The following is an 18,371-nucleotide window of genomic DNA, read 5'->3' as shown; positions in this document are numbered from 1 at the left end:
CGTCGAGGGCCCCGGTAAGTGTTTGCCGTACTGTACTTTTGTAGTCCGAGTTAGGGTTCCGCCGACTCCTCGCCGTCTCGAAACGCCTCGTGCTCGACGACGTCGACCACCTCGAACTCGTCGTCGACGGTCAGGCTGATGGCCTCGCCGCCGGCGGTGAACGTGAACCGCGCCTCGAACGGCTCGCCGGCGAGGACGGTCTCCTCGTAGTCCATTACCGCGGACGCGTACCGCTCGTACTCCGGCGAGACGAGGTTGATGCCGTGCCCCGTCAGGAACGCCTGGAGCCTCGCGTCGTCGAGGAGGGCGAGCCCGAACGGGACGCGCTGGTCGAACGTGCAGTTGGTGCAGCTGGCCGAGTGCAGGACGGCGTACCGATTCCCGCAGCGCTCGCAGCCCCCGTCTTCGCGGTCGTGGTCCCCGCAGACGTCGATCCACTCGTCGAACGTCGCCGCGCAGCGCGGGCAGGTGTCGCTGGCCGCCAGCAGCCGGTCGGCCAGGCTCCAGGTGTGGGCGGCAGCAAAAATCTCGCTCGGGGTCCGATCAGTTACCCCCGCGGGCGGCAGGTCGAGATTGCCGAGGAAGCCGTACTCGTCCGGAATGGCCGGCTCGGCGTCCTGGACGTTGCTGCTGCCGAACGTGCCGTCGCACTCCGGGCAGTAGGCCGCGACCCGCTCCCGGCGGTAGGTCACCTCGATGGGGGCCCCGCAGTAGTGGCAGGACTCGTCGATCCGGCTCAGCTCCACGACGGGGTCGTCGGTCACCGCGCCCGAGAGGATGGCCTCGGCGACCCGCTTTCCGGCCGGCTGGAACCCGTAGCCCTCGTCGGTTCGCTCGACGAAGTGGCCGACGAGCTCGTCGAGGTGGTAGTTGAACTTCGCGGAGTCGACCGTCCCGACGCGCTCGCGGAGCGCCGAGAACGGGACCGGCCGGTCGGCCCGGTCGGTCGTCGCGAGCGCCTCCAGGATGCCGACCCGGATCTCGTGGCCGATGGCGGCGAACGCCTCGTCGGGCGAGAGCGGTGCGGCGTCGTCCCCGTTCGGCTCGCTTCCCATGTAGGTAGCCTCGGGCAGCAATGCACGTAAACCCCGAGTCGTCTCGGTCCGCTCTCTCGACCCGGCCCGGCGAGCCCGTCGGGCGACAGGCGAAAGTGCGCGCCGGCCCAATCCCCGTCCATGACCGAGGTCCGGTACTACTGTCCCCGGTGCGGGGCCGTCGCCGCGCTCGACCGCGAGGGGTACCTCGCCGACAAGTGCGTGACGCCGACGCCGCTGGACGGCTGGGAGTACGCCGCGCCGTACGAGGAGTTCGAAGCGGCCGACGGCGTCGAGATCGTCTGCGGCGCCGCGGAGACCGACGGCGAGGGCTGCGGCGAGGTCTTCTACCTCAGCTTCGTGAAGTTCGAGGACGGCGAGGAGGTCGACCCGGCCGACCGGTCGTTCGTGCCGCCCGCGGTCCGCGGACCCTCGATAGACGACGCGAAAGAAGAGGAGGACGGCCCGCGGTTCGACTTCAACCCGTAGTCTCGATCCGGTCGCCGGTCCCCGTTCACTCGTCGGCCTGCTCGGCCGCTCCGCGCTGTTTCAACCACTGGTCGAGGAGTTCGCGGATCGCGGCCTCGCGGTTGTCCCGGTGGTCCGCGAACGCGATGTCGTCGATGCGTTCGAGCTCCTCCTCCTCGAGTTCGAGAGTGACCGACTCCATGTCGAGGTGGTCCTGGTGCATATTCCGAATCCACCGATGCACGGACACAAATAAATTCGTCAGACGGGCGGCCGACGAGGCGCAACTCCGTCGGATTCGGGGGGACAGAACGAGAACCGGAGCCGTTTGGAAAGAAAGTCGAAGCGGAGAGGATAGAGGGAGAAGGCGGCGGAGAACGTTCAGTTTACTGCTGGGCGGCCGGGGCGGCGGGCGTCTCGGTCGGGGTCCGGACGAACATCGCGTGACCGATCATGCCGACCGAGACGGTGCCGGCCAGCGGGACGGCGGTGGTGAGGCCCACGCCGACCGTGGTGAGGATCGCGGTCAGACCGAGGAGGGCGAGCGGGATCAGGCCGAGGATGAGATCGTAGTAATTCATCGCGTACTCTATACTACGAGGTATGGGTATATAAATCCACAGGGTTGCACACAGTCTGGATTCAGAAATAATCGCTATAAGTTATGAGTGGCTAACTGCCGACTGGACGCTCTCGGCTCGTCTCACGGCCGTCGAATCCTCCACCGGCTGAGTGTACGCCCCGGACTTGTACTGCCTCGCAGTGGTGGGGTCAGTACCGGAAAGGGAATCCGTCAGGTCGGTCCCCGCTACTCCCTGCGCTCGACAACGACCTCCTTCGTCTGCTTCGCGTCGATGCCGAACAGGAACCCCGAGACGAACAGCAGTTCGTTGCCGAGGTAGTACCGGTCGACGACCTGGTTCACGATGCCGATCTCCGGCGCAGCGACCCCGAGAACGACGAGGACGAGCGCGACGACGGCGGCCAGGCCCGCGATCCAGCGGACCACGGTCCCGGAGACGAACCCCACGACGAAGGCGACGACGGCGGTGAGGAGACTCATGGTCGCCTGTATGGTCGATTCGCGCTTCAAACTGCCGGGATTATGGACGCTCGGACGACTGAACCGGACGCGGGCGACCGGTCGCTTTCAGTCAACCAGAGGGTGAACCGCCCCTCCGGACCTGCACGAGCGAAGCGAGTGCAGACACCCGGACCGGTAGTTCGTCCCACTGTCGCGCTCCCGGTGGATTACGTCACCGAGCGCGCGACCTCGAAAAGCCAGCCTTCGGGCTACCCCTTGATGTTGCAGACCGGGAACGTCCGGGCGACCTTGTCGCCGATGCCCAGCGCGTCCGAGACCCGGACCACCTCGTCGACGTCCTTGTAGACGCCCGGGGCCTCCTCGGCGACCGTGGCGCCGCTCTGGGCCTTGACGTAGATGTGCTCCTGTTCGAGCTCCTCCTGGACGTCGCCGCCCCAGTAGTCCTGCTTGGCCTGCGTGCGGCTCATGGTCCGGCCCGCGCCGTGGGCGGTCGAGCCGAAGGTGAGGTCCATCGACGCCTCGCCGCCCCGGAGGACGTAGCTGCCCGCGCCCATGCTGCCGGGGATGATGATGGGCTGGCCGACGTCGAGGTACGCGCCGGGGACCTCCTCGTGGCCCGCCGGGAAGGCCCTGGTCGCGCCCTTCCGGTGGACGTAGAGCTCCCGCTCCTCCCCGTCCTCCACGGTGTGGGTCTCCTTCTTGGCGATGTTGTGGGCCACGTCGTACAGCAGGTCCATGCCCATCGACTCCCAGTCGGAGCCGAACACCTTCTCGAACACCTGCCGGGTCCGGTGCATGATGAGCTGGCGGTTGACCCACGCGAAGTTGATGGCCGCGCACATCGCGTCGTAGTAGTCCTCGGCGAGCTGGCTCCCCGCGGGCGCCGCGGCCAGCTCCTTGTCGGGCAGCTGGGAGAGCAGCCCCGCGTGGGCCTTCTCGATGTCCCGGAGGTAGTCGGTGCAGACCTGGTGGCCCAGCCCGCGGCTCCCGCAGTGGATGAGCACGACGATCTGGCCCTCCTCGAGCCCGTAGGCGTCGGCCGCGTCGTCGAGGTAGGTGTCGGTCACGCGCTGGACCTCCAGGAAGTGGTTGCCCGACCCGAGGCTGCCGATCTGGTTCTTGCCGCGGTCCTTGGCCTTCTGGGGCACCTTCGCGGGGTCGCTGTCGTGGCGGACGCCCTCGTCCTCGCAGTGGGCCAGGTCCTCTTCCACCGCCCAGCCCTCCTCCAGGGCCCACTCCATCCCGCGGTCGAGGATGGCGTCGACGGTGTCGATGTCGCCCTCGACGACGCCGCCACCGCCGAGGCCCGAGGGGATGTTGGCGAACAGCGCGTCGACCAGTTCCTCCTCGCGGCCCCGCACGTCCTCGTAGGTGAGGTCGGTCTTCAGCATCCGGACGCCGCAGTTGATGTCGTACCCGATGGCGCCGGGCGAGATGCACCCATCCTCGGCGTCGATGCCGGCCACGCCGCCGACCGGGAAGCCGTACCCCTGGTGGCCGTCGGGCATGCAGACGGTGTACTTCCGGACCCCCGGCAGGTGGGTCGAGTTCTCGAGCTGTTCGAGGGTCTTGTCGTCGGCGATCTGGTCGAGCAGCGCCTCGCTGGCGAACACCCGCGCCGGGACGCGCATGTCGCCCTCCCGCGGGATCTCCCAGACGTAGTCGCGGACCTCGTGGAGCGTCACGTCGCCCGCCTCGTAGGTGGTGTCTTCCGCCTCGTCCGTGGTCATACCCGTCCGTTGGGCGCGGACGCCGAAGTGGTTTCGCCATCCGCTCCGGCGTGGGACCTGTCACCAAACGGGGACTCCCGGAGCCAGCTGTCGACCGCGAGCGGCCCCGACCCCGTGATGAACAGCATCGACACCATCCCGAACAGCGAGACGTGGGCCAGCACCGGGTCGTCGGCCAGCCCGAACAGCGTCAGCGTGAGCATGGTGAACGCGGTCGCCGCGGTCGCCCTGGTGAACAGCCCGAGGAACAGCGCGGCGCCCACGGCCATCTCGGTCAGCCCCGCGCCGACGACCCACAGGCCCGGGTCGACCGGCACCACCGCGGTCAGGTCGTACTTCTCGACGACCGCGAGCGCCGGGCCGGGCGCGAACAGCTTCTGGGTGAACCCCAGGTAGAAGAAGTTGAACCCCAGCGCCAGCCGGACCAGCGTCGGGGCGTACCGCCGCCGCGAGGCGGTCCGGGCGTTCAGCCACGACGCCGCGCGGTGGACCGGGTCGAAGCGCCCGTAGAGGGTCCCCTCGGCGTCGGCGACCCGCTGGAGCATGTGGTCGGCGCTCGGCCGGCCGCCGCCCAGCAGCGCGATGGCCACCAGCCCGCCGACGTACTCGCTGGCCAGCACCAGCGCGGGCTCGGCGAGCAGACCCACCAGGTACGCCCCGAGTCCGACCAGCGCGACGACCCGCGTCGCCAGCCCGAACAGCAGCAGGAACCCGACGGCGACCTGCAGGATCCGCGCCTCGGCGTGGACCACGGGGCTGAAGAAGTACCCCGCGAACCCCGCGCCGACCAGCGGCAGGCCGACCGAGAGCCGGAGCATCCACGGCACGAGGTCGTCGTACCCCCGGAGCGTCTCGCGCAGCACGTCGACGTCGCGCTCGGCCGGGCGGAACCGGAGGTAGGCGACCGCGGCCGCGACGACGGCGAGCGCGCCACCGGCCAGCACCGCGGCGTTGAACGGCTCGGAGACCACCTCCGCCAGGAACGCGAGCGCGTCCCCGACGTCCTCGGCGCTGTCGACCACGTACTTGACGTGCGCGCTGGCGGTCCCGCAGACCGCGAGGAGCACCGCGAGCGCGAGGAGGCTCGGCCGTCGCCAGTTCATAGCGGTTCAGTTGGACCGAGACGCCGTAAAGGTCGGGTCTCTCCGGGTCACGGACTGGACTGTGGCGGCAGGTGCGTCATCCATTCGGACTCGCTCGATCGTAGAAAGGACAGTTCGGGTAGACTGAAAGGGGCCGGCCGGTCGCGGTCACGCGAGCGAAGCGAGCGAAATCCTCGAAAATCGAAGATTTTCGGGCTGTGGCGAATCTTCGATTCGCGACACCTCGGAAGTCGCAGCCCGCGCAGGCCGCAGGCCGAGCAGGACCGTCTTCCGGTGGCGACCGGCCGGGGGCTTTCTGAAACGTCCTCCTCCGATTTCGCGGACGGCTCTCAGCGTGACTTCCGTCCATATGGTGCAGCACGTTCACGAAACGATGGAACAGCACGTTCCCGATCTCCCGTCCCGCAGCGAATCACACGTCGAAGACCACGTACGCCCGCCACCCGTCGTCGGTCTCCTCCAGGGCCATCTCCGAGTAGGTGACCGCCTTGAGGTCGCGCGCGCCGAGGCCCGCCAGCGGGACGCCGCGGGCGCTGCCCGACACCACCCACTCGGCGGTGCCGTCCTCCCCGGCCTCCGCCCTGACCTCGGCCTCGTTGTCCACCGGCAGCACGCCCCGGACGTCGCGCTCGTAGATGAGCTCGTCGAGGTAGTCGAACAGCAGCGCCTCGCGGCTCTCGGCCCCGACCGCCAGGTCGAACCGGTCGCCGCCCGTCGCCGGGATCTGGTCGCACATCGCCACCGCCATCCCGTCGGCCGCCGCGGCGAAGACGGCGCCCAGAGTCGGCCCCGTGGCCTCGACCGCGACGTCAGCGGTGTGGTCGCGGAGTTCGTAGCTCATACCGTCGGCCACGCGGTCCCGCCGGAAAGGTCTCGCCATCTCGGTCGGCGCGTCGGCCCGCGGTCGCGGCGACGACCAGTCGTCACGCCGACGAGCCGCGACCGCTCGTCGCGGCGGGCCGGAGGGCCCCGCACTCGCGGCGAGCGGGACGACCGAGGGTCGGGGCGGTGGAATTATATTGGCCACGGGCCTACGCCAAACTAGTGAGCGTCAACGTCGACACCGAAATCGCCCGCCCCGGCGACGACAGTTACGTCGATGCGGCGTGGGAGCTCAAGGAGCGCATCCGGCGCACCGAGGACGTCCTGAAGCAGCGCAAGGGCTTCTTCACCGACGCCTACCGGCGCTCGACCGTCCACCTGCTCGTGACCCGCGACGACGAGAGCGAGGAGCTGATGGGGTTCGCCGCGGTCCGGCGCGACGGCTACATCCTCTTCCTCGCGGTCGCGCCGGAGTTCCGCGGCGAGGGGGTCGGCAAGCGCCTCGTGGGCCGGGTCGCCGAGGACCACGACAGCATCACCTGCCACGCCCGCGCCAGCAACGAGAACGCCCTGGGCTTCTACGAGCACCTCGGCTTCGAGGTCGAGCGCCACATCCAGAACTACTACGAGGACGGCGGCGACGCCTACTACCTGAAGCTCGGCGGGAACGGCGGGCTCACCGACAAGATCTCGGAGTTCATGCGCGGCTGACCGCCGGGCCGAGGCTCGCGAGCGACAGGCGGTCGGCTCAGCACGCACCACTGCCGGGGCTTCCGTCGCCGCTGCTGCCGGGATTTCCGTCGCCGCTGCTGCGGGGACTTCCGTCCGCACCACTGCCGGGGCACTACTTCGCCAGCGCTGCTGCTTCTCTCTGACGGTAGTACACGAACGCTCGAACGACTCGCTCCGCGAGCGACAGGAAAAGTAATGGGGCGACCGGCTCAGGCCGACGTCGAGTTGCCCGCCGTCCCGCCGGGCTGCGTGGGCAGTCCGGCGCCCGGCCCCGTGCCGGTGCCGGCACCGGTCGAGCCGCCGACCATCGGCACGCCCGACCGCTTCTCGCCGGTCACGAGGAAGCTCGCGAGGTTGCCGACGAGCGCGTCGTTGTCGGCGACCGTCGCGCTCGCGGGCGCGAGGAAGTCGGTGTCGCCGACCGCGGTCAGGTTCCCGTTCCGGGCGGCGACCGCGTAGTCGCCCTCTCGCCGGGTCGCCGAGCGGCGGACGCTCTCGGCCTCGAACACCGGCGTCGCCTCCGGGCCGAGCGAGAGCGCCGCCGCCTCGCGCAGGACGACGCGGTCGGCCCCGTCCGTCAGCGGCCCGCTCCCGGTCCCGTTGGCGTAGACGCTCTGGAAGTGGTTGGCGTTCTCCGCCATGTCGAACAGGTAGCCGGTGTCGAACGAGACGTCGAACCGCGCGGCGAGGTTGGTGGGCTGGCCCGGCGTCACCGACGACGAGGAACTACTGCCGATCAGCGGGATGGTCGTCCCCGACGACCCCGAGGAGCCGACCGGGTCGGCCAGCACGAGCACGCGACCGCCGGCCTCGGCGAACGCCTCGATGGCGTCGATCTCGCTCTCGCTGTACGCGCTCCCGGGGTTGACGACGACGAAGGCGTCGGCCGACCGGAGCGTCTCGTTGAGCGACGACCCGGACGACCCGGTCGAGAGCCCGGCGTAGCTCTGGCCGCTGCCGCTGTGGAACCGGACCTCGTGGCCGCCGGCGACCAGCGCGTCGACCAGCGGCTGTATCCCGCCCTTCGAGACGGCGTTCGAGTGGCTCCGGTCGACGACGACCGTCTTCGACTCGCCGGTGTCTGGCGCGGCGACCGCTCCGTCGTCGGCGACCGGCGTCGCCGGCAGCGAGCCGGACGTGAACGCGGGCGCGTCGGGTCGGTCGGACGCGTCGGTCGGCCCGTCGGTGAGCGTGCCGACCGCCACCGTGCTGCCGACGATGACGACTGCGATCAGCGCGAACGCGCCGACGCCCCGGAGGAGCTCAGTGCGTCGCATTCGCGGTCACCTCCCGGGTCCCCGCAGTCGGCTGCACGAGCCGGCCGTGGAGCATCAGGTACCGCACGGTGTCGACGCGCGGCGACGCGACCACCGTCCCGGTCGCGGACCCGTCGGCGGAACCGCGCAGGCCGAGCTGCCCGAGGAGGCTCGGCGTCGGCGACTCCATCCGGACGGTCCGGTAGTCCGAGAGGTTCGCGCGGTCGGCCGCCGCGGCGATGGCGGCGTCGAGCGCGCCGACCTCGTCGGCGAGGCCGACCTCGATGCCCCGCGACCCCGCGTAGAGCTTCGCGTAGGAGAGCTCCTCGGCGGTGAGTTCGAGCGCGTCGCCGCGCTCGGCGAGGACCGAGCCGACGAACGCGCGCCGGAGCGTCTCGACCCGGCGGCGGATCTCGGCCTCGGTCGCGGTCGAGCCCTTGTCCGGGCCGGTGGCGATCTCGCCCGAGACGGTTCCCTGCGAGGGCATCGTCGCACGGACGCCGACGCTACCGACGCTGCTCGCGGGCGTGACGAAGATCCGGTCGGCCGGGGCGGCGGCGTAGTAGCCGCCCGAGGCCGCCATCCCGGTCACGCTCACGACGACGGGCATCGTCTGCTGGGTCCGCTTGACCGCGAGGTACAGCTGTTCGCTGGCGGCCGCGGTGCCGCCGGGGCTGTTGATGTCGAGGGTGACGGCCCGTATCGAGTCGTTCTTCCGGGCCTCGCGGAGGTCCGCGACGGCGGCCGCCGCGGTGTCGCCCGTGATGGTCCCGTGGACCTCGATGACGGCGACGGTGCCGTCGGGGCCGGTCGCGGCGTTCCAGGCGGAGGGCGCGACCGCCGCGCCGACGAGCAGGCCGAGCACGCCGAAGACGACGACCGGCCCGCCGAGCCGGTCGACGACGGAGGGCCGGTTCGGCTTCACGCCGCGACCCTCCCGTCGGTCGGGGTCGCGTTCGGGACCGACAGCGAGGTGTTCGTGAACCGGAGCGTCTCGGTGATCTCGCCGCGCTCGCTCTCCCACGTCGAGACGACGCGGAGCGGCACCCGGCGCTCGGCGTCGATCCAGACTCGGCGCTCGACCAGGGCCGTGGCCGTCTCGTTGCCGTTCGGTTCGAGCGTGAGCACGACGGCGGGCCGGCCGTCGAGGACGGTCGTCCCGGTGTAGGTGACGTTGTTGGTCCGGACGAGGTTCGCGGCGACCGCGCCGTACGAGGCGGGCGTCTCGCCCACCGCGGTCTCGGCCCGCGCGGCGTCGGTGGTGAGCAGCGTCGACGGCGTCGGGTCGTCGACGACCGTGACGGTGCCCGCGCGGGGACCGGTGCGGTAGGCGATCCGGAGCGACTCGCCCTTCACGAAGCGGAGGGTGGCTCGCGTGGTGGCGGTCGCCTCGCCCGTCGAGACGGTCCGCTCTATCGTCGTCCGGTACTCGTCGAGCGCGTCGTAGCGCGCCTCGACCTGCTGCGCGACCGACCGGGGGTCGTCGACCGAGGTCCCGACGGACCCGAGGCACCCGGCGGTCAGGAGGAGCCCGACCGCGCCGACGAGCAGGACGCTCCGCCGGCGCTTCGGCAAGCGGTTTGAGGACATGCACCTGTCATTTTCAAGCCGGGGGTTAAAAATGTAGTAGTTTCGCATAGCTAACAAACTTCGTCTGACAGTAGTCCCTCGTCAGGTGATTATGCGACTTCCGGAGACCTCGACTGCCGACAGCGCGATACGGGATCAGACGGACTGGCCCTCACCTCGGCGCCAGAACAGTTATGTGCCCGACGTGAGCCGTCTCTCTCATGTCGCCTCCGGTACGAGAGCGTCTCGACGCGGTCGAGGCGCGGCTGAACCGCGCGCTCCCCGGCCCGGTGAAGGTCGGCTTCCTGACTCTCTACCTGTTCTCGACGGCGACCCCGGAGCGGCTCGACGCCGCGGCCGACCACCGGGCCTGGGACCGGTGGACCGACGCCGGCGTCGCCGCGCTGCTCGCGCTCCAGGTCGGCGGGATGGCCCTGCTCGCGGTCGCGGCGTGGCGGGCCGCGACCCTCACCCGCGCCACGGCGCTCAACGACCCGGCCAACACGGTGGCGGTGCCGGGCCTCAACGACTTCATGCCGGTCGCGGCCGCGCCCTACGTCGTCGCCGGCCTGGTCGTCGCAACCGTCGTCCACGAGGCCGGCCACGCCGCGGCGTGTCGCCGGGCCGACGTCGAGATCGAGGAGTGGGGCGTCGCGCTCCTGCTCGGTGTCCTCCCCGTCGCTGCGTACGTCCTGCCGGCCGCGGCCATCGACCGCGCCCCGGTCCGCGCCAAAATGCGGCTGTACGCGGTCGGGGTCTTCCACAACCTCGTCGTCGCCGTCGCCGCGCTCGCGGTCCTCTTCTCGCCGCTCGCGGCCGGCCCTCGCGAGGCCTACATGACGTACTTCGGGTGGGCGCTGGTCGGCGGCGCCCCGCCGACCGCCGCGACCGTCGGCGCCCTCGGCGTCGCGACGAATCTCTGCTTCTGGCTGGCGCTGCTGAACGCCAACTTCGCCCTGCTGAACGCCCTCCCGGTCTCGATCTTCGACGGGGGCCGGGTGCTAGCGCTGGCGCTCCGCGAGGCGGCCGACCGGGCCGGCGTGGGACTCCCGCCGGTCGCGGAGTCGGCGGTCGTCCACGGCACGTCGGTCCTCGCGCTGGGACTGGTGGTTCTCGCCGTCGTGGGGCCGCTGCTGCCGATCTGAGAGCGCGGAGGAACGGCTGGGAACCGACCGACACCTCCCTCGCGCCGGTTCCGAACACCACTCCCGCGTCGATAGACAACGCTTTTAGAGCCGGCCCGAGCATGGACCAGACAGCATGGAAGAGCGCACCCGGGCGTACCTCCGCGGCCGGTTCCGGGACCACTACCGCCGGACGGAGATCGCTCCGCCGCCGGACGCCGAGGCCCGCGAGTGGGGCTACATCCCCTGGACCGCGGGGCCGACGACCATGGTCCGCCACCAGTCGCTGCTGGAGCTGGGCGACCTGGAGGACTTCCTCCGGCGCGAGCGTCCCCGCCACGTCTACTTCTCGGCCGGGCGCTACGACGACCCGGGCGCCGACGACATGGAGGCCAAGGGGTGGCGCGACTCCGACCTCGTCTTCGACATCGACGCCGACCACCTCTCGGGGGTCGACCCCCAGCGCGACGCCTACGGCGAGATGCTCGCCGCGGGGAAGGCCGAAGTCGAGAACCTCATCGACCTCCTCGACGCCGACTTCGGCTTCGAGGACATGACGGTCGTCTTCTCGGGCGGCCGGGGGTACCACGTCCACGTCCGCGACGAGGGCGTCCGCGGCCTCAACCGCGACGAGCGCCGCGAGGTCGTCGACTACGTCCGCGGCGAGGGGATCGACCTCGACGCCATCCAGCGCACCGAGATGGGCGGCACGGCTACCCGCCGGGTGCTCAAGACCGACGGCGGGTGGGGCCGCCGGGTCCACCGAGAGCTGCTGGCGCTTGCCGACGAGCTGCTGGCGATGGACGAGGACGAGGCCCTCGACCGCCTCAAGGAGTTCGACCGCATCGGCGACGGCCGGGCGAAGACCATCCTCGGGGCGGTCTCGGAGGACTACGAGAAGCTCGCCAGCGGCAACGTCGAGCGCGGCGGGCCGGGCATCCGCCAGCTCGCGAAGGTGACGACCGAACGGGTGGTCGCCGAGCAGTCGGCGGCCATCGACGAGCCCGTGACCACCGACCTCCGGCGGCTCATCCGGCTGCCGGGGAGCCTCCACGGCGGTACCGGCCTGGCAGTCACCCGCATCCCCCGCGACGAGGTCGACGACTTCGACCCCCTGCGCGACCCGGTGCCCGAGACCTTCGAGGGCCACGAGGTGGCCGTCGAGGTGACCGACCCCGGCCCGGTCGAGCTCAACGACGAAAGCTTTAGGCTCTCGGAAGGTGACGTATCGCTTCCCGAATACGTGGCCGTCTTCCTGATGGCGCGCGGCCGGGCCGAGAAGGGCCGCGAGTGACGGAGGGCGGACCGACGATGCCACGAATCGACCGACGGACGGCCGGTGCGCGGGCGCGCACGCCACCGACGACGGATCGAACGAGGCGACGCACGCGACGAACCCGAACGGACCGACAATGACAGCACGACGATGAATCTGGACGAACTCCGCACGGTACAGAGCAAGGAGCGGTCGAAGGACAGCCTCCAGCACCTGCGGGAGTCGTTCTACGCCGACGTCGCCGACTACATCGCCGACCTCAAGGACCAGCGCGAGCGGGCGGCCGAGCGGGCCGACAGCCCGTTCGACGACCCCGAGGTCGAGCGGCTGACCGACGAGATCAACACCGCCGAGGACGTGGTGGAGGCGATCTACGAGCGCCGCGTCGGCAAGATCGTCAAGCGCGCCAGCCTCGCCGCGGCGGGGATGCCCGCCGACGAGGACGGCCTGACCAGCGAGGAGCAGGAGCTGTTCGCCGAACTGGTCGACCGCATCGAGGAGAACAAGCAGGACGTGCTCGACGTGCTGGCCGGCGAGGCCGACGACCCCGCGGGGTCGACCCCGACGCCCACGCCCGCCGACGCCGGTGAGGCAGCCGAGCCGTCGTCCGACGCTGCCGATGCGACTCCCGGAGAGGCGTCGGCGCCGGACCCCGGCGAGCCCCCCGCGGCGAGCGCGGACTCGACGAGCGGAGACGCGGCGGGCGGCGACGTGAGCGCCGCGGACGTGATGGACGGGGACGGCGCGACCGACGCAGGCTCCGAGAGCACCACGCCGGATACCGGCGCGTCAGCCGACGATGACACTCGCCCGGCGGCTGCCGAGGCGACAGCGGTCGCGGACGGCCCGGACACCGACCAGTCGTCGGAGGCGGGCGACGAGACGTCACCCTCCCCGTCGGAGTCCGACGCGGACGCTGACTCCGGGGACCCGACGGCGGGGCTCGACGAGCGCACGACCATCCGGATCACCGACGACGTCGGCGAGATCTTCGGCGTCGACGAGCGCACCTACGACCTCGAAAGCGAGGACGTGGTGACGCTGCCGGAAGCGAACGCCGAGCCCCTCGTCGAACGCGGCGCGGCCGAGAAGCTGGAGTAGTCGGTTCTGGTCACTGGCAATCAGCAGTCGCTACGCTCGGGTGCGTCGTTCTGCCCTGCAAATTGCAGCAACCGAAGGAGTACACCGTCACTGGCCGCGAGCGAGGGCGTTAGCCCGAGCGAGCCGACCAAGGAACCCTCGAACGTGGCCCGAACGAAGTGAGGGTCGCGTGAGGGGGTGACGACGTGTCTGCGTGAACGGAGTGAACGCAGGCTCGGGAGAGCTTCGCTCTCCCGGTGTTTTTCATGAACGTTTTGCAAGCGGCGCGTTCAGGCGCCGCCCGCAGCAAAAGGTTCTACTGGAACGTGCGTCCCAGCTGGTCCTGCTCGGTCTCGGGCTCGGCCGAGTCGAACTGCTCTTCGATCTCCTCGTAGCGCTCCTTGGTCTCCTCGGTGACGCTGGGGGTCACCTCGTCGAGCGCCTGCTCGAAGTGCTCGCGGTTGACCCGGACGTTCCCGACGCTCTCGCCGATCTCCTCGGGGTCCACGCTGTGGATGAACTCCCGGCTGGCGGCCATCGAGGCCTCGCGGGTGACCGCCTCGATGTCGGCGCCGACGTAGCCCTCGGTCTCGCTGGCCAGCCAGTCGAGGTCGACGTCGTCGGCCAGCGGCTTGTTGCGGGTGTGGACCTCGAAGATGGCCCGGCGGGCCTCCTCGTCGGGCACCGGCACGTGGACGTGGCGGTCGAGCCGACCGGGGCGCAGCAGCGCCGAGTCGATGAGGTCGGGCCGGTTCGAGGTGGCGATGACCACGACGTCCTCGAGCTCCTCGAGGCCGTCGAGCTCGGTCAGCAGCTGGGAGACGACGCGCTCGCTGACCTGCGAGCCGCCGCCCCCGCCGCTGCCGCGCTCGGTGGCGATGGAGTCGATCTCGTCGAAGAACACCACCGTCGGGGCGTTCTCCCGGGCCTTGCTGAACACCTCGCGGACGCCCTTCTCGGACTCGCCGACCCACTTCGACAGGAGCTCGGGGCCCTTGATCGAGATGAAGTTGCTGTCGGCCTCGTTGGCGACGGCCTTCGCCATCAGGGTCTTGCCCGTGCCGGGCGGGCCGTACATCAGCACGCCCTTGGCGGCCTCCATGTCGAGCTCCGCGAACACCTCGGGGTACTCCAGGGGCCACTGGATGGTCTCCCGGAGGCGCTCCTTGGTGTCCTCCAGGCCGCCGACCTGGTCCCAGGTGACGTCGGGCACCTCGACGAAGACCTCCCGGAGCGCCGAGGGTTCGATGCCCTTCAGCGCGTCCTTGAAGTCACCCTCCGTGACCTGGAGCGAGTCGAGCACGTCGGCGGGGATCTCCTCGGACTCGAGGTCGATCTCGGGCCGGATGCGCCGGAGGGCGTTCATCGCGGCCTCCTTGGCGAGGCTCTCTAAGTCCGCGCCGACGAAGCCGTGGGTGTTGTCGGCGTACTCCTCGAGGTCGACGCCGTCTGCCAGGGGCATCCCGCGGGTGTGGACCTGCATGATCTCGAGCCGGCCCTCGCGGTCCGGCACGCCGATCTCGATCTCGCGGTCGAACCGGCCGGGCCGCCGGAGCGCGGGGTCGATCGCGTCGACGCGGTTCGTGGCCGCGATGACGGTGACCTCGCCCCGCGATTCGAGCCCGTCCATCAGGCTGAGCAGCTGGGCCACGACGCGGCGCTCGACGTCACCGCCGGCCTCGTCGCGCTTGGGGGCGATGGAGTCGAGCTCGTCGATGAAGATGATGGCCGGCGCGTTCTGCTCGGCCTCCTCGAACACCTCGCGGAGCTGCTCCTCGGACTCCCCGTAGTACTTGCTCATGATCTCGGGGCCCGAGATGGTCTGGAAGTGGGCGTCGATCTCGTTGGCGACGGCCTTCGCCATCAGGGTCTTGCCGGTGCCGGGCGGGCCGTGGAGCAGCACGCCCTTCGGCGGGTCGATGCCGAGCCGGCTGAACAGCTCGGGGTGGCGCATCGGGAGCTCGATCATCTCCCGGACCTGTTCGAGCTCGCCCTCGAGGCCGCCGATGTCCTCGTAGGTCACGCTGGGCGTGCCCTCGGGGCCGCCGCCGGCGCCCTGCTGGATCTCCTCGGCGGCGCGCTCGCTGATGTTGATCTCGGTCGAGTCGGTGACGACCACCGTCCCCTCCGGGTTGGTGCTGGCGACCTTCAGCGGGATGGACTGCCCCGAGCCCATCCCCATCAGGCCGAAGCCGAACGGGACGTTCTGGCCCTGCGTGATGGCCTGCCCGCTGAGCTTGTCCCGGATGTGGGGCGTGATGTCCCCCCGAATCTGGAGGTTCTGGGGGAGCGCGATGGTCACCGAGGTGGCGGGCTTGACGTCGGCCGTCTCGATGGTGACCTTGTCGTCGATGCCGACGCCGGCCTCCTGGCGGAGCTGGCCGTCGATGCGGACGACGCCCCGGCCCTCGTCCTCGGGGTAGCCCGGCCAGACCCGGGCGACCGCCCGGCCCTGGTTCTTCCCCTCGATGACTATGTAGTCGCCGTTCTCGACGCCGAGCTCGTGCATCGACTGGCGGTCGATGGCGGCGAGCCCGCGCCCGGCGTCCTTCTGCTTTAACGGCTTGACAGTGAGTTTCATAGTCCCACCTCGATAGTGAGCACGCCGTTGGTGATAAACGCTTCCGCCCCCTCTCCGTCGGGGAGCTCGAGCTCGAGCTGGCGGGGGCCGTCCTCGTCCTCGAAGACGACGATGGCCTCGTCGCCGAGGACGTCCACGGACGCCTCCCCGGTCGCGCCGAGGTCGGCAACGAGGACCTCCGCGTCGTCGTAGGCGTAGCGCCGCGCGAACACGTCGTCTCTGTCAGCGATTTGCTTCAGTGACATTCCAATCCTAACCTACGGTTAGTGACTCTAGTACTTAAGCCTTTCTCCAAAAAATCGCAGGAGGGCGTCGGGGCGACTGATAACCGATGAATTGCGGTTCGACCGCGCCGTGGTGGCGGCCGCGGTGCAGTTCGACCGGTCCGGCCGGAGACCGGGAACACCACCGCGCGCTCCGACCCCGACCGAGCGTATTCCGACGCCGACCGAGCATATTTTGAGTCGCGCGGGCGTTGGCGACGTCATGGAACGAGTCACGCACCGCGGCCGGACCACGGCCTACCGGGTCGCCGACCGCGGCGCCGAGGGGTCGCCGCTGCTCGCGGTCCACGGCTCCGGCGGCACCCACGAGGTCTGGAAGGGACAGCTCGGCCGGCTGGCGAGCGAGCGACCGGTCGTCGCGCTCGACCTGAGCGGACACGGCGAGTCCGACGACGTCGACGCCGACCCCGGCTGGGAGACGCTGTCGGCCTACGCCGACGACGTGCTGGCGGTCGCCGACGAGACCGGCGCGGGCGTGCTGGTCGGCAACTCGCTTGGCGGGGCGGTCGCGCTCCGGATCGCGATCGGGCGTGACCACGGGTTCGACGGCCTCGTCCTGGCCGGCACGGGCGCGAAGCTTCCCGTGCTCGACGACCTCCGGCAGTGGCTCGACTCGGACTTCGACCGCGCGGTCGAGTTCCTCCACGGCGAGAACCGGCTGTTCCACGACGCCGACTCCCGGTACGTCGAGCTCTCGATGGAGGCGATGCGGGCGGTCGGCCGCGAGGTCACCCGGCGGGACTTCGAGTCGTGTCACACCTTCGACGTGCGCGACCGCCTGGGCGAGATCGCGGTCCCGGCGCTCGCGGTGGTCGGCGAGAACGACCACCTCACGCCGCCGGAGTACCACCGGGAGCTGGCCGACGAGATACCCGACGGTCGGTATCGAGAGATCGAGGACGCGGCCCACCTCGCCATGCTGGAGGACCCCGAGGGGTTCAACGAGGCGGTGCTGGAGTTTCTGGACGACGCCGGTATCTGAGTTCCAATCGGCCGGAGCTACGACCTGGCCGTCGGGCCGGGTGACTCAGTAAATATCGTCGATCTCTTCCTCGTCGTAACTGTGTTCCTCGGCCGGGAACTCGCCCGACTCGACGGCGTCGCGGAAGCCGGCGACCGCCCGCTCCATCTCGCTCCTGACGTCGCCGAACTGCTCGGAGAAGTAGGGGCTGCGGTCGCTCAGGCCGAACACGTCGTTGAGCACGAGCACCTGGCCGTCGGTGTCCGGACCGGCGCCGATGCCGATGGTGGGAATCTCCAGCGCGTCGGTGATCTGGGCCGCGACGTTCGAGGGGACGTGTTCGAGCACCAGCGAGAACGCGCCGGCGTCCTCGTGGGCCTTCGCGAGCTGGAGCATCTCGGCGGCGCTCTCCTGGTCGGTGCCCTGCCGGAAGTAGCCGCCGAGCTGGTTGACCCGCTGGGGCGTCAGCCCGAGGTGGGCCATCACGGGGATGCCCAGGTCGACGAGGCGCTCGGTCAGGTCGACGGTGTGCGGGCCGCTCTCCAGCTTCACGGCGTTGGCGTCGGCCTCCTTGAGCATCCGGCCGCAGTTCTCGACGGCCTCGCTCTCGTCGACGCCGTAGCTCAGGAACGGCATGTCGGCGACCACCATCGCGTCGTCGGCCGCCCGCGCGACCGCCGCGGTCCGGCTCTGCATCTCGTCGACGGTCACCGGGAGGGTCGAGTCGTAGCCCAGCACCGCGTTGCCCATGCTGTCGCCGACCAGGATGAGGTCGACGCCCGCCTCATCGACGATCGCGGCGGTCGGGGCGTCGTAGGCGGTCAGCATCGTGATCTCCTCCTCGCCCGCCATCTCAGCGAGGTCCTGAACGGTCGTCGCCATGTTCGGCCAGTGGTGCGCGGCGTGTTAAACGTGTTCGGTTCCCAGAGAACGACGCCGGCAATCTGCAAGGTTTAAGCCCCGAGCGCCGCGCCTTCGAACTGTGCCCGAACCAGTCGAGACCCACGACCCCGAGGGCGTCGACTACGGGTGGGTGATGCAGACCACCTTCGTCCTCACCATCGTGGTCGGCGCACCCGTCGTCGCGCTGGTCGCGTGGGTCGCCGGGGTCTCGCTCCCGACCTGGGCCGCCCGCGCGGAGTTCGCGGTCCGGGTCGGCGCGCTGGTCTGGTTCGTCGTCGCGGTCTGCGTCTTCCTCTACGCCCGGCGGACGGAGGCGGCGTCGGATTCGGCGTCGTGACTCGTCGGTTGGGTGTTTCTATGGCCGTTGTGCGGGACTCTCGTTGACCCTCTGCTCTGTGCCGGC

At 70.3% G+C, this 18,371-nt stretch carries 20 protein-coding genes; 7 read left to right on the top strand and 13 right to left on the bottom strand.

Features of this window, described 5'->3' with window-relative positions:
- Positions 1–50 precede the first annotated feature (50 nt).
- Entirely contained in the window at positions 51–1,055 is a 1,005-nt protein-coding gene (locus tag ACQUQF_RS01925) for a winged helix-turn-helix domain-containing protein (RefSeq protein ID WP_435175179.1), read from the bottom strand.
- A 120-nt stretch (positions 1,056–1,175) separates the two neighbouring features.
- Between ACQUQF_RS01925 and ACQUQF_RS01920 the strand changes: the two genes are divergently transcribed.
- The gene (locus ACQUQF_RS01920) at positions 1,176–1,523 is read left to right on the top strand and encodes a hypothetical protein (RefSeq protein ID WP_435175178.1); all 348 of its coding nucleotides are present in this window, start codon (positions 1,176–1,178) and stop codon (positions 1,521–1,523) included.
- A 25-nt stretch (positions 1,524–1,548) separates the two neighbouring features.
- Here the strand turns inward: ACQUQF_RS01920 and ACQUQF_RS01915 are convergent, their stop codons facing one another.
- The 6 genes from ACQUQF_RS01915 to ACQUQF_RS01890 all read right to left on the bottom strand — a co-directional run bounded on the left by ACQUQF_RS01915 (position 1,549) and on the right by ACQUQF_RS01890 (position 6,221).
- Positions 1,549–1,725 carry a ribbon-helix-helix protein, CopG family gene (locus tag ACQUQF_RS01915; protein WP_435175176.1) on the bottom strand — a complete coding sequence of 59 codons (177 nt, stop codon included), beginning with the start codon at positions 1,723–1,725 and terminating at the stop codon, positions 1,549–1,551.
- Between the two features lie 163 nt (positions 1,726–1,888).
- Entirely contained in the window at positions 1,889–2,083 is a 195-nt protein-coding gene (locus ACQUQF_RS01910; RefSeq protein ID WP_435175174.1) for a hypothetical protein, read from the bottom strand.
- 227 nt (positions 2,084–2,310) lie between these two features.
- The gene (locus ACQUQF_RS01905) at positions 2,311–2,565 is read right to left on the bottom strand and encodes a hypothetical protein (protein ID WP_435175172.1); all 255 of its coding nucleotides are present in this window, start codon (positions 2,563–2,565) and stop codon (positions 2,311–2,313) included.
- A 230-nt stretch (positions 2,566–2,795) separates the two neighbouring features.
- Positions 2,796–4,277 (bottom strand): RtcB family protein, encoded by a 1,482-nt coding sequence (locus tag ACQUQF_RS01900; RefSeq protein ID WP_435175171.1) that lies wholly within the window; start codon positions 4,275–4,277, stop codon positions 2,796–2,798.
- The gene (locus ACQUQF_RS01895; protein ID WP_435175169.1) at positions 4,274–5,380 is read right to left on the bottom strand and encodes a DoxX family protein; all 1,107 of its coding nucleotides are present in this window, start codon (positions 5,378–5,380) and stop codon (positions 4,274–4,276) included. The genes ACQUQF_RS01900 and ACQUQF_RS01895 overlap by 4 nt, the downstream gene beginning before the upstream one ends.
- 412 nt (positions 5,381–5,792) lie before the next feature.
- Positions 5,793–6,221 (bottom strand): archease, encoded by a 429-nt coding sequence (locus tag ACQUQF_RS01890; protein ID WP_435175167.1) that lies wholly within the window; start codon positions 6,219–6,221, stop codon positions 5,793–5,795.
- 203 nt (positions 6,222–6,424) lie between these two features.
- Between ACQUQF_RS01890 and ACQUQF_RS01885 the strand changes: the two genes are divergently transcribed.
- On the top strand, positions 6,425–6,913 hold the full coding sequence (locus ACQUQF_RS01885; protein WP_435175165.1) for a GNAT family N-acetyltransferase: 489 nt from the start codon (positions 6,425–6,427) through the stop codon (positions 6,911–6,913).
- Positions 6,914–7,143: 230 nt separating this feature from the next.
- On the opposite strand, the gene ACQUQF_RS01880 is transcribed toward ACQUQF_RS01885, so the two are convergent.
- The 3 genes from ACQUQF_RS01880 to ACQUQF_RS01870 are packed head-to-tail and all read right to left on the bottom strand — an operon-like array spanning position 7,144 to position 9,780.
- On the bottom strand, positions 7,144–8,211 hold the full coding sequence (locus tag ACQUQF_RS01880; protein ID WP_435175164.1) for a DUF4350 domain-containing protein: 1,068 nt from the start codon (positions 8,209–8,211) through the stop codon (positions 7,144–7,146).
- Positions 8,198–9,115, bottom strand: a complete 918-nt coding sequence (locus ACQUQF_RS01875; RefSeq protein ID WP_435175162.1) for a S49 family peptidase — start codon at positions 9,113–9,115, stop codon at positions 8,198–8,200. Before ACQUQF_RS01875 ends, ACQUQF_RS01880 begins: the two co-directional genes overlap by 14 nt.
- Positions 9,112–9,780, bottom strand: a complete 669-nt coding sequence (locus tag ACQUQF_RS01870) for a LolA family protein (protein ID WP_435175160.1) — start codon at positions 9,778–9,780, stop codon at positions 9,112–9,114. Before ACQUQF_RS01870 ends, ACQUQF_RS01875 begins: the two co-directional genes overlap by 4 nt.
- A 200-nt stretch (positions 9,781–9,980) precedes the next feature.
- Between ACQUQF_RS01870 and ACQUQF_RS01865 the strand changes: the two genes are divergently transcribed.
- From ACQUQF_RS01865 to ACQUQF_RS01855, 3 genes are all read left to right on the top strand, one after another.
- Positions 9,981–10,904, top strand: a complete 924-nt coding sequence (locus ACQUQF_RS01865) for a site-2 protease family protein (RefSeq protein ID WP_435175158.1) — start codon at positions 9,981–9,983, stop codon at positions 10,902–10,904.
- Between the two features lie 115 nt (positions 10,905–11,019).
- On the top strand, positions 11,020–12,177 hold the full coding sequence (gene priS, locus ACQUQF_RS01860; RefSeq protein ID WP_435175156.1) for a DNA primase small subunit PriS: 1,158 nt from the start codon (positions 11,020–11,022) through the stop codon (positions 12,175–12,177).
- A 132-nt stretch (positions 12,178–12,309) separates the two neighbouring features.
- Positions 12,310–13,260, top strand: a complete 951-nt coding sequence (locus tag ACQUQF_RS01855) for a DNA replication complex subunit Gins51 (RefSeq protein ID WP_435175154.1) — start codon at positions 12,310–12,312, stop codon at positions 13,258–13,260.
- A gap of 295 nt (positions 13,261–13,555) precedes the next feature.
- Here ACQUQF_RS01855 and ACQUQF_RS01850 read toward each other — a convergent pair whose 3' ends face one another.
- Both ACQUQF_RS01850 and ACQUQF_RS01845 read right to left on the bottom strand, forming a co-directional pair.
- Positions 13,556–15,820 carry a CDC48 family AAA ATPase gene (locus ACQUQF_RS01850; RefSeq protein ID WP_435175152.1) on the bottom strand — a complete coding sequence of 755 codons (2,265 nt, stop codon included), beginning with the start codon at positions 15,818–15,820 and terminating at the stop codon, positions 13,556–13,558.
- Positions 15,817–16,065, bottom strand: a complete 249-nt coding sequence (locus tag ACQUQF_RS01845) for a DUF7127 family protein (protein ID WP_435175150.1) — start codon at positions 16,063–16,065, stop codon at positions 15,817–15,819. The genes ACQUQF_RS01850 and ACQUQF_RS01845 overlap by 4 nt, the downstream gene beginning before the upstream one ends.
- Before the next feature lie 241 nt (positions 16,066–16,306).
- On the opposite strand from ACQUQF_RS01845, the gene ACQUQF_RS01840 reads away from it, so the two are divergent.
- Positions 16,307–17,086 carry an alpha/beta fold hydrolase gene (locus ACQUQF_RS01840; RefSeq protein ID WP_435175148.1) on the top strand — a complete coding sequence of 260 codons (780 nt, stop codon included), beginning with the start codon at positions 16,307–16,309 and terminating at the stop codon, positions 17,084–17,086.
- 45 nt (positions 17,087–17,131) lie between these two features.
- Here ACQUQF_RS01840 and panB read toward each other — a convergent pair whose 3' ends face one another.
- Complete coding sequence (gene panB, locus ACQUQF_RS01835; protein ID WP_435175146.1) at positions 17,132–17,947, bottom strand: 3-methyl-2-oxobutanoate hydroxymethyltransferase; 816 nt, start codon at positions 17,945–17,947, stop codon at positions 17,132–17,134.
- Positions 17,948–18,047: 100 nt separating this feature from the next.
- Here panB and ACQUQF_RS01830 point away from each other — a divergent pair, with 100 nt between their 5' ends.
- Positions 18,048–18,305: a DUF5822 domain-containing protein gene (locus ACQUQF_RS01830; protein ID WP_435175144.1), complete on the top strand. Its 258-nt coding sequence runs from the start codon at positions 18,048–18,050 to the stop codon at positions 18,303–18,305.
- The last annotated feature ends 66 nt before the right edge of the window (positions 18,306–18,371 follow it).

It is taken from the genome of Halorussus sp. AFM4, assembly GCF_051194995.1.
Lineage (GTDB): Archaea > Halobacteriota > Halobacteria > Halobacteriales > Haladaptataceae > Halorussus.
This window is presented reverse-complemented; position numbering and strand designations above follow the sequence as displayed.